The organism is Neobacillus sp. (assembly GCF_031988165.1).
Classification (GTDB): Bacteria; Bacillota; Bacilli; order Bacillales; family Cytobacillaceae; genus Neobacillus; species Neobacillus rhizosphaerae.
Map to the genome: position 1 here is coordinate 1 of NZ_DALZYO010000068.1, position 14213 is coordinate 14213.

15 protein-coding genes are annotated in these 14213 nt (G+C 38.2%); 12 read left to right on the forward strand and 3 right to left on the reverse strand.

Annotation, left to right across the window (positions count from 1 at the left end; translation table 11 throughout):
• Nucleotides 1-166 precede the first annotated feature (166 nt).
• The 4 genes from RTR43_RS24575 (at nucleotide 167) to RTR43_RS24590 (ending at nucleotide 4711) form a co-directional block, all read left to right on the forward strand.
• A complete protein-coding gene (locus tag RTR43_RS24575) occupies nucleotides 167-1321 on the forward strand; it encodes a RepB family plasmid replication initiator protein (RefSeq protein WP_312476449.1) in 1155 nt (384 codons plus the stop codon).
• Entirely contained in the window at nucleotides 1314-1838 is a 525-nt protein-coding gene (locus RTR43_RS24580; protein ID WP_164240145.1) for a helix-turn-helix domain-containing protein, read from the forward strand. The genes RTR43_RS24575 and RTR43_RS24580 overlap by 8 nt, the downstream gene beginning before the upstream one ends.
• A 166-nt stretch (nucleotides 1839-2004) precedes the next feature.
• Nucleotides 2005-3537, forward strand: a complete 1533-nt coding sequence (locus RTR43_RS24585; RefSeq protein WP_312476454.1) for a class I SAM-dependent DNA methyltransferase — start codon at nucleotides 2005-2007, stop codon at nucleotides 3535-3537.
• Nucleotides 3527-4711, forward strand: a complete 1185-nt coding sequence (locus tag RTR43_RS24590; protein WP_312476457.1) for a restriction endonuclease subunit S — start codon at nucleotides 3527-3529, stop codon at nucleotides 4709-4711. Before RTR43_RS24585 ends, RTR43_RS24590 begins: the two co-directional genes overlap by 11 nt.
• Here RTR43_RS24590 and RTR43_RS24595 read toward each other — a convergent pair.
• Together RTR43_RS24595 and xerA are read right to left on the reverse strand one after the other, a co-directional pair.
• Complete coding sequence (locus RTR43_RS24595; RefSeq protein ID WP_312476459.1) at nucleotides 4708-5220, reverse strand: restriction endonuclease subunit S; 513 nt, start codon at nucleotides 5218-5220, stop codon at nucleotides 4708-4710. The genes RTR43_RS24590 and RTR43_RS24595 overlap by 4 nt on opposite strands.
• Nucleotides 5217-6176, reverse strand: coding sequence for a site-specific tyrosine recombinase/integron integrase (gene xerA, locus RTR43_RS24600; protein WP_312476460.1), 960 nt, complete (start codon nucleotides 6174-6176; stop codon nucleotides 5217-5219). Before xerA ends, RTR43_RS24595 begins: the two co-directional genes overlap by 4 nt.
• Nucleotides 6177-6363: 187 nt before the next feature.
• On the opposite strand from xerA, the gene RTR43_RS24605 reads away from it, so the two are divergent.
• From RTR43_RS24605 to RTR43_RS24640, 8 genes are all read left to right on the forward strand, one after another.
• Nucleotides 6364-9528 (forward strand): type I restriction endonuclease subunit R, encoded by a 3165-nt coding sequence (locus RTR43_RS24605; protein ID WP_312476462.1) that lies wholly within the window; start codon nucleotides 6364-6366, stop codon nucleotides 9526-9528.
• A gap of 224 nt (nucleotides 9529-9752) precedes the next feature.
• Nucleotides 9753-9884, forward strand: a complete 132-nt coding sequence (locus tag RTR43_RS24610) for a hypothetical protein (RefSeq protein ID WP_276207288.1) — start codon at nucleotides 9753-9755, stop codon at nucleotides 9882-9884.
• Nucleotides 9885-9932: 48 nt separating this feature from the next.
• A complete protein-coding gene (locus RTR43_RS24615; RefSeq protein ID WP_276207289.1) occupies nucleotides 9933-10124 on the forward strand; it encodes a restriction endonuclease subunit S in 192 nt (63 codons plus the stop codon).
• Nucleotides 10125-10202: 78 nt separating this feature from the next.
• Nucleotides 10203-11048: a GIY-YIG nuclease family protein gene (locus RTR43_RS24620; protein ID WP_164240147.1), complete on the forward strand. Its 846-nt coding sequence runs from the start codon at nucleotides 10203-10205 to the stop codon at nucleotides 11046-11048.
• Between the two features lie 149 nt (nucleotides 11049-11197).
• A complete protein-coding gene (locus RTR43_RS24625) occupies nucleotides 11198-12028 on the forward strand; it encodes a GIY-YIG nuclease family protein (RefSeq protein ID WP_164240149.1) in 831 nt (276 codons plus the stop codon).
• A gap of 7 nt (nucleotides 12029-12035) precedes the next feature.
• Nucleotides 12036-12626, forward strand: a complete 591-nt coding sequence (locus tag RTR43_RS24630; RefSeq protein WP_312476475.1) for a site-specific integrase — start codon at nucleotides 12036-12038, stop codon at nucleotides 12624-12626.
• Nucleotides 12627-12748: 122 nt separating this feature from the next.
• The gene (locus tag RTR43_RS24635) at nucleotides 12749-13039 is read left to right on the forward strand and encodes a hypothetical protein (protein ID WP_164240153.1); all 291 of its coding nucleotides are present in this window, start codon (nucleotides 12749-12751) and stop codon (nucleotides 13037-13039) included.
• 41 nt (nucleotides 13040-13080) lie between these two features.
• The gene (locus RTR43_RS24640) at nucleotides 13081-13440 is read left to right on the forward strand and encodes a hypothetical protein (protein WP_277594540.1); all 360 of its coding nucleotides are present in this window, start codon (nucleotides 13081-13083) and stop codon (nucleotides 13438-13440) included.
• A 591-nt stretch (nucleotides 13441-14031) separates the two neighbouring features.
• On the opposite strand, the gene RTR43_RS24645 is transcribed toward RTR43_RS24640, so the two are convergent.
• On the reverse strand, nucleotides 14032-14213 hold a 182-nt coding region (locus RTR43_RS24645; protein WP_312476483.1), incomplete at its 5' end, for a hypothetical protein.

A 14213-nucleotide genomic window follows, 5' to 3' on the forward strand; every position in this document is an offset into this window, starting at 1 on the left:
ATACCCCACAAAAAAACTGTGTATACCCCACAAAAAAACTGTGTATACCCCACAAAGATAAAAATAAATTGTGGGGTATGGTGATACAATAAAAGCATAAAGAAATTCCCGTCTAAAAGTTTTTCTTTATGCTTATCCAACAACACGCCCAAAGGAGCGTATTTATATGTCAATTATACCAGAATCAAAGACAAGGCAGGTACACACCTTGAATGAGTTATCAAAACGAAAAGTCGTCGAACATAATAGTTTAATCACATCCATTGCCAAGATGGATAAAACACCCCTCAAAATGTTTGAACTAGCGGTGTCTTTAATTGATACCGACAATCCACCTCAAGATCAGACAGTGTATTTATCAAAGCAAGAAATGTTTGCTTTTTTTAAAGTCAATGATAATGATAAGAACAGTCGCTTTAAACAAGCGATTGAAAAAATGCAGAAACAAGCTTTTTTTCAGATTAAAAAAGAACAAGATAAAGGGTTTAAGTTTGTTAGTATTGTGCCAATCCCTTATGTGGAATGGACGGATTATAGTGACGAAGTAAAAATTGAATTTCATCGTGAAATCATGCCTTACTTAATCAATCTCAAAACCAATTTCACCCAACATGCCTTGTCAGATATTGCAGAATTGAATAGTAAGTATGCAATTATTTTGTATCGCTGGTTATCAATGAATTACAGCCAATATGATCACTACAGCGTTAAAGGTGGACGACGAGAAGAACAAGTAGAAAGTTATCGTAATCCCAAAATCGGTATTCGAGAGTTGCGAGAAATGACTGATACTGTTAATGAGTATCAGAGGTTTGATAGGTTTGAGAGCTATATCTTGAAAAACTCTTTAAAAGAAATCAATGATCATACAACTTTTAACGTGACGCACGAGAAAGTTAAAAAAGGACGCAGCATTGATAGTATTGTCTTTCATATTACTAAAAAAACAGTGGCAGATGATATTAGTTACAAGTTAGATGATCCAGCTTATATTGACGATAAGATAAGGCAAGAAGAAAGTGAAAAAGACCTCGTGTATGAAGCTATGAAAAGTCCATATACAAAATTGTTGATGGAACATTTCTTGTTGTCATACATTGATTTGACGGATACGGCTATTTTGTCAGGGCTACAGAAAAATGTTTATCCACTTTATGACGAATTAAAAGAGTTACGTGGATTAAATGGTGTAAAAGAACACTTAGCATATATCCGAGATAAACAAGACGACTATTCAAAGAAGAACATTGTTAAGTACCTTAAAAAATCGATTGAACAGTATCTACCAATTGTTAAAAGGCAGGATATAGATCATGAGTGAAAATTTAAAAACTATACGAGAACTTGCTGATGAGTTAGGTGTTTCAAAGCAGGCTGTATGGCAAAAGATAAAAAGAGATTCGTCAATCAATTTACGTCAATTTACGTCAAAAAAAGGCAATACTGTTTACATTAACATTGACGGTCAAAAGGCTATTAAATCAATGTTTTTAGATAAGACGTCAACAAAAAATCGTCAACATGAAGATGTAGTTGACGACAATGAAAAAGAGCGTGTTGACGAGCAAGGTGAGGTGAAATTCCTCCGTGATTTAGTATTGGAACTTCAATCTGAAAAGAAAGAGCTACATAAATTATTAGATCAGCAACAACGGTTAGCCTTACAAGACAAAAAAATGCTAGAGGATTACAAAGCAAAAATCCAGAATTTGGAAGCTTTAGCGATGACGCCTCATGATGGTGAGAAAGAGTTGTCACCGAAAAACAAACCCGAACAGGAAACTAGCACTGCGGATCGCCAACATAAAACAAAAAAATGGTGGCATTTTGGTAGATAGAGCCAACAAACAAAGAAAAGAAGTTAGTTAAATGGCTGAATATAAATTCGAACACCTTTAAATGTCTTTATACGCCGAAGGTGCGACTGGTTTTATATTTGTGTATGAATATATTTGTTCAGTACGTAAAATGAAATAAACAACAATGAATGGTAGAGGAATAGGAATGGCTAAGAAAACGGCAGAACTAAAAATTGAAGATGCTTTGTGGCAAGCGGCTGACCAATTGCGTGGAAGTATGGATGCTTCCCAATATCGTAACGTGGTTTTGGGATTGATTTTTTTGAAGTACGTATCTGATTCTTTTGATGAAAAGTATGAATCACTGATTAATTCAGACTACCCCGAAGACGCGGAAGATCGTGATATGTATACGGCTGAGAATATCTTTTGGCTACCAAAAGAAGCGCGTTGGGATGTAATTGCTTCGGCCGCAAAGACACCTGAAATTGGTGAGACTATCGACAAAGCGATGGAAGCAATTGAGCGAGAAAACGATCAAATAAAGGGTGTGCTGCCAAAGAATTACGCATCACCAGATCTGGATAAGGTTCGTCTTGGTGGAGTTATTGATCTTATTTCGAATATCAAAGTTGGTGATGAAGAGTCGCGAAAGAATGATGTGTTGGGCCGCGTGTATGAGTACTTTTTGAGCAATTTCGCTGCACAAGAAGGTAAGAATGGTGGAGAATTCTATACGCCTCGTTCAATTGTTCGTACGCTGGTTGAGATGCTGGAGCCATACAAGGGACGCATTTATGACCCTGCGGCTGGTTCTGGTGGAATGTTCGTCCAGTCGGAAGAATTTGTCCGTGAGCACCAAGGTGTTATTTCAGATTTGTCAGTGTATGGTCAAGAGGCTAACCCTACAACTTGGAAGTTGGCAAAGATGAACTTGGCAATTCGTGGAATCGATAATGATTTTGGAACTCATCAAGGAGACACGTTCACGAATGATTTGCACAAGGGCAAGCGTTTTGACTACATTCTTGCTAACCCGCCTTTCAATTTAAAGGAGTGGGGGGGAGATAAGCTTCAAGACGACTCCCGTTGGGTTTATGGCGTCCCACCTGAAGGAAACGCCAATTACGCTTGGATTGAACACATGATTAGCAAGTTGGCACCCGATGGTAAGGCTGGATTTGTGTTGGCCAATGGTGCGCTTTCAACAAGTACAAAGGAAGAATATGCCATCCGAAAGGCCATTTTGGAAGACGACAAGGTTGACGCAATTGTGGCCTTGCCAGGGCAAATGTTCTATTCAACAGGGATTCCAGTTTCACTGTGGTTTATCGATATGAACAAAGCATCAAGCGATGAACGTAAGCGTAATGGCGAAACATTGTTTATTGACGCCCGTGAATTGGGATTCATGGCTGATCGTACTCACAAGGAGTTCACACGAGAAGACATCACGAAGATTGCAGATACTTACCACGCCTACCGTGGGACCAATGATCAGGTCTATGAAGATGTAGCAGGATTTAGTAAGGCGGCAACTATTGAAGAGATTCGTGAAAATGACTACGTTTTGACTCCTGGTCGTTATGTAGGTCTTGCTGAACAGGAAGACGATGGTGAGCCGTATGAAGAGAAGATGGCTCGACTAACATCGGAACTTTCAGACCAATTCAAAAAGAGCGCCGAACTTGAGAATCAAATTCGTGACGCTCTAAAGGAGATTGGTTATGAAATTTAAGCTCAAAGATCTTATTTCAATCAAACATGGATATGCATTTAAAGGAGAAGACTTTTCAGATCAGCCAACGCAACTTCAAATTTTAACTCCTGGAAACGTCACCATAGGAGGCGGATTTCAGTTTGGAAAAGGAAAGTGGTTATCTTTGACAACTGAGTATCCAAAGGAATATGAGTTTAAAGCTGGCGACATGTTTGTGAGCATGACAGATTTATCAAAAGCTGGCGACACACTGGGTTATCCAGCAATTATTCCAGTCAGCGATAGGGTGATGCTACATAACCAACGACTTGGTAGGGTTGAGGTATTACCAAATGTCGAGGAAGTTGTACTGAAGAAATACCTATATTATGCTATGCGTACCCGCGAGTATCATGCATATATAGTATCCGGAGCAACTGGGACAACCGTTAGGCACACGTCTCCTTCGAAAATCCTAGACTATGAATTTGATCTACCGTCATATCAAGAACAGCAACGGATCGTTGGGATTTTGAGCCCGATCGAGGACAAAATTAATGTTTTGAATGACGTAAATGATAATTTACTTGATTTAGGAATCACGTACACGGAAGAGATGCTTGTTAAAAATGACTATCCGGTATCCACGATAAAAAGCATGAACCTTACCGTTTCAGATCACGTCGCCAACGGTAGTTTTAAGGCTTTGAAAGACAATGTCGAAATTGTTGAAGACGGCGGGTATGCTCTCTTTTTGAGAAATACAGACCTAAAAGCGGATTTAAATGGCGATCGACGTTTTGTGACGAAAAGTTCTTATGAATTCCTGAAAAAATCTCGGCTTTTTGGAGGCGAGGTGATTATTTCAAATGTCGGTGACGTGGGAAGCGTTTATCATGTTCCTTATCTTGATGTGCCGATGGTTGCCGGCAATAACGTAGTCTTTCTTCAATCTGAAGAATCATGGTTGACTGACTATCTATATTTCTATTTCAAATCTAGAATTGGGCAACATGACATAGACTCGATTACATCAGGATCAGCGCAACAAAAGTTCAACAAAACGGACTTTAGGGCCCTTGAAATTCCAGTTATTCTTGAACATGACGTTACAATTTTGACCAAGTTGATTGATAACCTGAACTCGAACACTCAAGAAATTCGTACATTGATGGATACACGAGATACTTTGCTTAAAAAGCTGTTGAATTAGGCGGCTAAATTATCATTTACTTGTTTAGACATTAAAATTTTTCTCTCCAATGCCATGATGGTGTTGGAGAGTTTTTGTTGTACATCAAGACTGGGCAAAGAAAACTCAAAGTCCATGATGGCATCCTTGTCACCCCGAGGCATTTTTGTTCCTTTTGAAGTTAATGTAACGTAGTCAAAAAAAGAGTCGCTCTCAAGAACAATATATAGATACTCTTGAGTAAGCTTGGGGGACTTGGTCCGAAAATTCAGAACATCACTTGAGTGTGTACCAGGGTTAATGGCCATCCAAATTTTTTTGAAATATGGACGAATATTTGAAACAAGAATATCTCCGACACCATAGAAATTCACCTTTCCTGAAGAGGGCATGGAGGCCGCTGGGAACAGTACCCCGTTTTTGTTTGGTTGAAGATTTTCTGTTGAAACGTAACTCGTATTAACGGCTGTAATGTTGTCAACTTTGTGTGTTTGAAGTGAGACATAGTCACCTAATTTTACTTTTGTCATCCAATATACTTCCTATGAGATATTTTTACGTTAGTTTGGTTTACCATTGCGTAGTTCATTGTAGTATCAATTCGTACGTGTCCCAGTAACTTTTGTACTTGTTCAATGGGCATACCTTTATCGATTGCTCTAGTAGCCAACGTGCGCCTGAATTTGTGTGGGTGAACATGGTTAACCAATGATTTTTCACCAATCTTTTTAACGATTGATTCTATTGTACCAATGGTTAGACGATTGTTTGGCCTTTTGTGTGAAACAAACAATGCTTCGTTCTTGTCGGTTCTAGTTTTTAGATAACGTTCTAGGTGAATTTTGGTTCTAGCGTCAAAGTAAACTTCACGCTCACTATTCCCCTTTCCAAGAACAATGGCAGAACGTTCAGCTAGTCTAATCGCGTTGATATCAAGGTTAACAATTTCTCCAACACGAACCCCAGTTGATGCCAGAAACTCAATAATGGCACGATCCCTATAAGATGAAGCCGTCTCGCGAATCTTTTCAAGATCTTCATCAGATAAAGTTTTGTTAACAACCTTGATTGTCTTTACCTTGTGAATACGACGCATTGGGGATTTTATGATGAAATCCTCGTCCTCCAGCCAAGAAAAAAAGCTGGATAAAATACGACGGATGTTATCAATAGTGACGTTGCTTACCCCATGCGTATTCTGAAAGTCTGATAGATAATTTCTAAGATCATTGGTAGTGGTTTGTTCTATGGTCTTTTTAGTAGTGGTTAACAATCGAGTCAGGGTGTTTTTGTAGTACATCAGGGTCTTTGGTGATTTACCCTCAATCGTCTTAGCAGAAAGAAATAAGTTTAGGAGTTGAGTATTTGTTGGAGGGATAGGTGCTGTTTTGCGAGTGATGTCATAGTTACTAAGAATATTAGATATAGAATCTGCAAATTGTGATCCAACGAGTGCCGTGATTTGGGTTAATAGTTCTGCTTGCATAATTCACTCCTGAAATAATATATTTGGAGTGAGATTATCACAATCAATGGTGTTTAAAGTAAATGGTACCTCAAGTAACTTATCATCTACACATATACCATTACTACAACAGTATAATGCATACAAAAATGAATCTTTTCATATTGGGGTACAATGTGATACATAGGTTATAGGAAAGGTAATTACTATGAGTGCAAGTTCGTTTACTTTAGAAGACGATGTTGAGCAACAAGCCATTGATTGGTTAGTTGCTCAAGGTTATCAAGATATGCGTGCTACCAGTAATGGCGGACGCAATGAACAGATTTATTTAGAGCGTGGAAGTGATGAACACAACATTTTGTTGACCGGTCGTTTACGTTTGGCTTTTGAACGCTTGAATCCAGGATATACGGATGACGATTATAGTGAGGCTGTGCGCCAGATGCAGCGTCTTGCAGATAGCCCTGACATGATGATTGATAATCATAAGATGCACAAGTTCTTAATTGAAGGCGTTAAGATTTCACGTTCTGTTAATGGTGAAAATCGAACATTGACTTTGCGACCAATCGATTTCAAGAACATTGAATCTAATGATTTTGTAGTGACAAACCAGGTTACTGTTTTGCAAGGGGATCACAACCGTCGTCCGGATATTGTGTTATATATCAATGGACTACCGTTGGTGACGTTTGAACTTAAGAACCTGTCGAATGTAGATGCAGGTATTTCAAATGCTTACAACCAGTTCCAGACGTACAAACGTGAAATTTCCAATTTCATGCGTTATAACGAAATATTGGTTACTGCTGATATGGTTCAGGCACGAGCTGGTTCTCTAACAGCTAATGCGTCGAGATTCATGCAATGGCGGTTGCCTGAGGAAGTGAACGGTAGTTCTAAACCGCTATTTCAGCTAGAAAGCCTTATTCGAGGAATGATGAACCCAATCACTTTGTTGGATTTGATTCAGAACTTTATCATATTTGAAACAGATGGCGATAAGACAATCAAGATTCTTGCCGCGTATCATCAGTACTATATGGTTAACAAGGCAGTGACATCTGCTAAGCGTGCTGTTGAGACACCGGGTGACAATCAAATTGGTGTTGTTTGGCACACGCAAGGATCGGGAAAATCGTTGTCGATGGTCTTTTTCTCTGGAATTGTCGGTCGTGAACTCGGCAATCCCACGATAGTTGTCATCAATGATCGTAACGATTTGGATAATCAACTGTCAGGCACGTTCGCAGCTGCAAGTGAATTCTTGGGTCAGGAGCCTAATCAGGCCGATTCACGTGAAGACATGCGTCGTCTATTGAGTGTAAATTCTGGTGGTATTGTGTTCACGACCATGCAAAAATTCTCACCTGATTTTGAAAATGGCGAGACCGACATGCCAGTTTTAACAAACCGTGACAATGTGATTGTTATGGCCGATGAGGCACATCGAACACAGTACGGCTTAGGGGCAAAGTATTCTAAGGATGGTGAAACTAAGTATGGTTACGCTAAGTACCTTCGCGATGCTTTGCCAAACGCCTCGTACATTGGTTTTACTGGTACGCCAATCGATATGTCTGACAAGTCTACTAGGGCCGTATTTGGTGATTATATTGATGTTTATGATATGACCCGAGCGGTAGAAGACCATGCAACAGTTAAAATTTATTATGAAGGTCACGTTATCCCACTAGATTTGGATAAAGCGGAATTGACCGAAGAAGTCATCGAGTTCCTGGATAATGATTTAGATGAAAATCCAGATACGGCAAAGTATGCACGCCTTGAAGCACTAGCTGGATCTGCACCTCGAGTGAAGAAGTTAGCTGAACATTTTGTAGAACACTTTGAGACACGTCAAAAGGCTGAAGATGGTAAAAGTATGATTGTAGCTATGTCCCGTCGAAACGCAGTTGCTATCTATGATGCCATTGTGAAACTGCGTCCGGAGTGGCATTCTGACGATTTGGATAAGGGTAAGATAAAAATTATATTTACAGCTAATGCCTCTGATGATGAGTATCTAACTAAGCACCACACGAACAAGAAGGAACGTGAACACTTGCAACGTCGTATGAAGAATGATGCTGACGAGTTGAAAATTGTTATTGTTGTTGATATGTGGCTGACAGGATTCGATGCGCCTTCAACTAATACTATGTACATCGATAAGCCAATGAAGGGACACAATTTGATGCAGGCAATCGCCCGCGTTAATCGTGTTTTTAAGGACAAAGATTCAGGTCTAGTTGTGGATTATATTGGGATCGCTGACAATTTGAAATCAGCGTTACAACAGTATTCACCATCCGACCAAGAGCAAGCTGGGATTAACATCGAAAAGGCTATTAGTGTGATGCAAGAAAAATATAACATCATTACACGTGATTATTTATATGGCGTTGATTATTCAAACTTTAATTCCAGTGATCGTTCTTTGAAACTTGAAACATTCCGAAATGTGCTGAACGATTTACTTTCACCAGAAGAATTTTCTGTAAACGCAACTCCATATAACAATGCTGAACCTATTGATCCAGACAAGTTAACTGAACGTCAAACCGCATTCCGTGATACAGTAACGCAATTACAACGTGCGTTTGCTCTAGTCGCTACGACATCAGAAGCTCAGACTATTTCTGAAGAATTAGCCTTCTTTGTTGCATTGAAGAATGCCATGATTAAAATGATTGTCACTAGTGAAGGCGGTGGCGAGAAGTCAATTGACTATCGTATGCGTCAGCTGCTAGATAAGTCTATTATTCCTGGTGAAGTTGTTGATTTATACAAGGATCTTGGATTGGATCGTCCAGAACTAGACTTGCTGTCTGATGAGTTCTTGGACGAAGTTCAGAATATGCCGCAAAAGAATCTGGCATTGGACTTGTTGGAACGATTACTAAAGGGACAAGTTAAAGCATTGACTCGTACAAATTTAGTTAAAGCTAAGAAGTTTGATGAGATGTTGGCAGCTTCAATTGAGTCGTACAACGCCCGTGGATTGACTACCGAAATTGTGATTCGACAATTAATTGACATGGCTAAGGATATTAATAAGGCGCAGAAGGAAGGTGAAAAACTCGGTTTGTCACCTGAAGAAGTTGCTTTTTATGATGCATTAGCCGATCACGATAAGGCTCGTGAAGAAATGGGTGAAGAAAAGTTGCATCAATTGGCAGCCAAGTTGGTCGAAGAAGTGCGTAAGAATACTGGAACTGATTGGGTACGACGTGATTCAGCACGTGCGCAAATGCGGGTGGCTGTTAAGAAACTGCTACGTCAATTTGGATATCCGCCTGATTTTGCAGCAGAAGCGATTGATACTGTTGTGACACAGGCAGAAAAGATGGCCTTAAACGAGTCATGAATAGGCGAAAAGTCCAAATGGATTTTAGAATAAAATTCCAAATTTTCTTCTCATTGGGGAAAATATCATAATAATTTACTTTAATTCACTACTTTTATACCTAATAACAGTAAACATTTATACGTCCTCTTGGGGTCCATAAAAGTTGTTATAAGATTTGAAAGGGGCGATAATGATTAATGGACCCTGATAGGTGGGTCTAAGTGAGGATAAGGAGTATAAGGATGAGCGATGAAGAGATAGACGCTTTGGAAAACAGCTTAGTACCTGTTGCTGAAGTGATTTTAAGTGAAACTGAGGATGGAGAATCTGTTGATGCTACCAAAGATATTGTAGAGGCCATCAACAAGCAGTAAGCTATCGTTAAGTGTCATAATCTTGACATCAGCGCCGTCCATAAAAGTTTGGGAGCTACGATTAATCAAATTACAGGAAAAGACTTCTCTATGATGAATTTCCCAACACCTAAATATGAAGAACAAGCCAAAATAGGTTCATTCTTTACACAATTAGACAAAACTATCGTTCTTCATCAGCGACAGTTAGATTTGCTCAATAAACAGAAGAACGGTTACTTACAAAAAATGTTTGTCTAATAGCGCTAACATAATCAAATAGGCAACACTCTATACGTCTCGTAACCTTGAAAATGCGAGTAAAGGTATATATTAAACGTGATTAAATTAAACGATATATTATCAATTGAAGATCTATCGGATTTCCGTATTCGTCTGGTTTTATCTTGGGGACAAGATACCGAACAAAATCCGTTAGAGAGATATAGGAATAACCCTGATGATCCTATTAGCCATTATCTTTGGCGAGGGAATAAATCGACAGGTTTCCAGGTTGGTACGAAGGTCATTGGTCTAATTCGCCTGTCTGGCGATAACTGGTTGTTAACTCACGTTTTAGAAATAACGCAGGTCAAAGAAGTGTCTGAAAATATGGCATTACCAAGTATTGATGATCAGCTTCATTACTGGTACGATGCTCGTCCCTTAGAAGCTTTCGAAAAGTACTTTGGTCGTGTAATTGTAAACTTTCACAACACGTCGCAAAATTTAATTAGACTTCCAGAAACCATTATCGATCAAATGGAAGTGGTTGAAATTTTAAGTAATCGCTTTTCTGAGCGTGATTTTCCAGGATATGCTAACGTGACAGTGAGTTGGTCTCAACTGCATCAAATTATTTCACGTAACAATCGTGAATGGCGCACCGCTTTACAGAATCAAAAAGGAATCTATTTAATAACTGATACTAAATCAGGTAAGCAATATGTCGGATCTGCTTATGGAGCTAACATGATCTGGGGGCGTTGGCAGGCCTATGTTTTGACCGGTCATGGTGGTAATGAAGAATTTAAGAAATTATCCTTTGAGTATATTAAGCAGTACTTCCAATATTCAATTCTGGAAATTGCGGATGGCAAATCATCAGATAAATATATTTTTGAAAGAGAAAACTGGTGGAAACAAGCCTTATTAAGTCGTAAATTCGGATACAATCTCAATTAACAAAACATGTCCATACAGGGGTTATAATTATATAATAACCCCTCAAAAAGACTATCAAAACAGCCCCCCATTATCTGACTAGTAGATAATGGGGGCCGTTTTTTTGTTAGGTGATATAATAGTACTTAAAAAACGAGGTCGATGATCACATGCCCAATCACATATTTATCAATCGAGAGTCCGGGAATGATAATATTTCAATATTCTATGACGAACCATCATTTGTGGTCATTGCGAATAAAGATGATCTAACTAGCATTCAGTTGATTGATGAGTCTAAAAAACCTGGTATCTATATATTGTTAGGTGATGATAAACGATATATCGGTCAAGCATCAAATGCTATTTTTAATCGGTTGCAGCAACATTATATTAATAAGCCTTGGTGGAATAAATTAATATTTTTTGGCCGTGAAGATGGCCATTTATCAAAAGCACAGTTAGATCTGCTAGAACGAAAAATAATTGAAAAAATGAAACGTGCAGAAATCGAACTAGATAATAATACCCAAGGTAATCAGAGCTATATTGATAAATTAAGCCAATTTTCTGCCTTATCCTTGTTATCGAAAGTGGAAAGGGTATTGATAGATATCGCAAATATTGACTTATTTGCTAGTGATGATACCAAATTTAATCGGTTGGACCCTATTCTAGACAACGATACTATCTCGATTTTATTTGGTGGACAGCATTATACAGGAAGCTCTTACAGAGACGTCTTTACTAAATTAGTATCTACACTTGTTCTGTCATCAGATATATCTAAATTAACAGATTTAATAAATTCGACTGAACCAAATACTGTACAAATACTAGGGACGCTAGAGCGCGTGTCAGGGAAAGGTACTAAATTAACTAAAGCTATAGACTCAAGTAAATATCATGTCTACGTTAATTTTTCTAAAGATGCATTATATAAAAAGATACAAATACTAGCTCATTTAACTAACAATAAAGTGACCTTTGAAAGGTGGTAATTTAACTATGGTTCAACAAATCGTACTGCCAATAAAAGACTCTAACGTCTTAAAAATGGTACAAGACACCTTATTAGATAGTTTTCGGGCGGGTCGCCGTAATTACACTATCTTTCAAGTCGGCAAGGCCACCTTGCTGCGGGTGAGTGATGTGATGACGTTAAAGAAATCCGATGTCTATAATCCAGATGGATCTGTTAAACACACGGCCTTTATTCATGATAAAAAGACTGGTAAAGCAAATACATTATATTTAAAGCCTGTGCAACAAGACTTGCTGCAATATCATGATTGGCTAGTCCAACAGAATATCACTTCGGATTGGTTATTTCCCTCAACGTCCCATCCAGATCAACATATCACAGAGAAGCAGTTTTATAAGGTGATGGCACGTGTTGGTGACCTATTAGGAATTAACTATCTGGGCACACACACCATGCGTAAAACAGGTGCCTATCGCGTTTATACGCAATCAAACTATAATATTGGTTTAGTCATGCACTTATTGAATCATTCGAGTGAGGCTATGACGCTTACTTATCTCGGGTTAGATCAAGCAAGTCGCGAAACAATGTTAGATCAAATTGATTTTGGGTAATAACGCCAACTAATCTCCCTGAATTAGCCCGTATTTGTTCATTTTGACGCCACCATAGATAATACCGGGGATACTGACTTACTGGGTTATCTATTACTCGATCATTATTTTGGTGATGAATCATGACTAATTTTGATGAGTATATGACCAATACTAATTTAGCCTTACAAGCTATTATTCGCTATGATGACGGCCGTGAAATCCGTGTGTTTAATGTGAAAGATAAACGGTGCTGTGTGTTTATTCAAAATGATAATGAACATTTCTGGTTGCTACGTGAACGTATCTTAGAACCGCCCATGCTACACAACATCACGCAAGCTATGTATCAAGCTGGTATCTATGATAATTATTACCATCTGAGCGTTGAAGTATTTCATGGCGATGATAGTAAAGTTTACTATCCGCGGTGAATATTTTATTTTGTAACCATGCCATATTAGGAGGACTATTCATGGAATTAGATTTAGGTAATAACGCATATGATATTTTAAATGATTGGCATCCCAATGCGGCTAAGGAAGAATTAACGACACAACTCAAAAAACAAGTGTTAGTTGAGAAAGAACAGTTGCCAAAACTTTTATCACGAGAAGACTTAAAAGACCGTTGGGAGATGAACTCACGGCAAAGTGTACATCAGGTTGCGACCAGACCCGATTTCCCAGCACCAATTTTAACCTTTAATCATGGTAAAACACTTCTGTATTTAGAAACGGAAATTCAAATTTTTGAGGTGAATCATCCATGGTTAATTACGATGAGTGCTCGCTTATCTTATAGCCATTGGATCCTGCATAATGTAATTAATTAATGGTTGGCGTTAGCCTTCTGAGACAAGGAAAAACCAAGGATGAAATCCTTGGCAAACTACTCTTGACAGGTGTCAAGAGTGTAAGTGCGCATTGCCCTCATTTCATTCGGTTATGATCCTTGCAAATAATTGCTTGTACATCCAACTTTTTTAAGATTTAATGCCATTATTTTGTGATCGATGGCCATTTAATAAAATGATTAGTCATTACTGTTTTTAGTCATCCGATTTTCAGAATAGACTAGTGATTTGATTGTGAATAGATACGTTAAACTCGTATGTAGATAAAATATTATGGGTTAGTAAGTCATTAATCATATTCTGCGAGAAAACACCTATAACGAATAGAACGCCATAAAAAGCTCCTTGTAAGTCTTTTATGGCGTTTTATTCGTTACATACAGTATTTTATATGGATGATGCTTAATTGCGCTCAAAAGCGCTTATATGGCCTTAAAAACAGCGGTCATAAATTAGGTATGGTCAATCTTCTGATTTTATTTTTCAGCATGAAAAAGGCGCAGCCTATTATAAGTTTATCTTTTATATTTTAATCTTTTGTTCTTTTGCGCGGTGATAAAGTCAGTATTATCAAGGTTTAACAGGATAATACCCCACAAAAAAACTGTGTATACCCCACAAAAAAACTGTGTATACCCCACAAAAAAACTGTGTATACCCCACAAAGATAAAAATAAATTGTGGGGTATGGTGATACAATAAAAGCATAAAGAAATTCCCGTCTAAAAGTTTTTCTTTATGCTTATCCAACA

Excerpts from the sequence above, each read along its gene's own strand:
- RTR43_RS24595 (WP_312476459.1), bottom strand. The coding sequence starts at position 5,220 with ATGACAAAAGTAAAATTAGGTGACTATGTCTCACTTCAAACACACAAA.
- RTR43_RS24625 (WP_164240149.1), top strand. The coding sequence starts at position 11,198 with ATGCCCAATCACATATTTATCAATCGAGAGTCCGGGAATGATAATATT.
- RTR43_RS24630 (WP_312476475.1), top strand. The coding sequence starts at position 12,036 with ATGGTTCAACAAATCGTACTGCCAATAAAAGACTCTAACGTCTTAAAA.
- RTR43_RS24605 (WP_312476462.1), top strand. The coding sequence starts at position 6,364 with ATGAGTGCAAGTTCGTTTACTTTAGAAGACGATGTTGAGCAACAAGCC.
- RTR43_RS24580 (WP_164240145.1), top strand. The coding sequence starts at position 1,314 with ATGAGTGAAAATTTAAAAACTATACGAGAACTTGCTGATGAGTTAGGT.
- RTR43_RS24575 (WP_312476449.1), top strand. The coding sequence starts at position 167 with ATGTCAATTATACCAGAATCAAAGACAAGGCAGGTACACACCTTGAAT.
- RTR43_RS24610 (WP_276207288.1), top strand. The coding sequence starts at position 9,753 with ATGAGCGATGAAGAGATAGACGCTTTGGAAAACAGCTTAGTACCTGTT.
- RTR43_RS24635 (WP_164240153.1), top strand. The coding sequence starts at position 12,749 with ATGACTAATTTTGATGAGTATATGACCAATACTAATTTAGCCTTACAA.
- RTR43_RS24585 (WP_312476454.1), top strand. The coding sequence starts at position 2,005 with ATGGCTAAGAAAACGGCAGAACTAAAAATTGAAGATGCTTTGTGGCAA.
- xerA (WP_312476460.1), bottom strand. The coding sequence starts at position 6,176 with ATGCAAGCAGAACTATTAACCCAAATCACGGCACTCGTTGGATCACAA.
- RTR43_RS24590 (WP_312476457.1), top strand. The coding sequence starts at position 3,527 with ATGAAATTTAAGCTCAAAGATCTTATTTCAATCAAACATGGATATGCA.
- RTR43_RS24640 (WP_277594540.1), top strand. The coding sequence starts at position 13,081 with ATGGAATTAGATTTAGGTAATAACGCATATGATATTTTAAATGATTGG.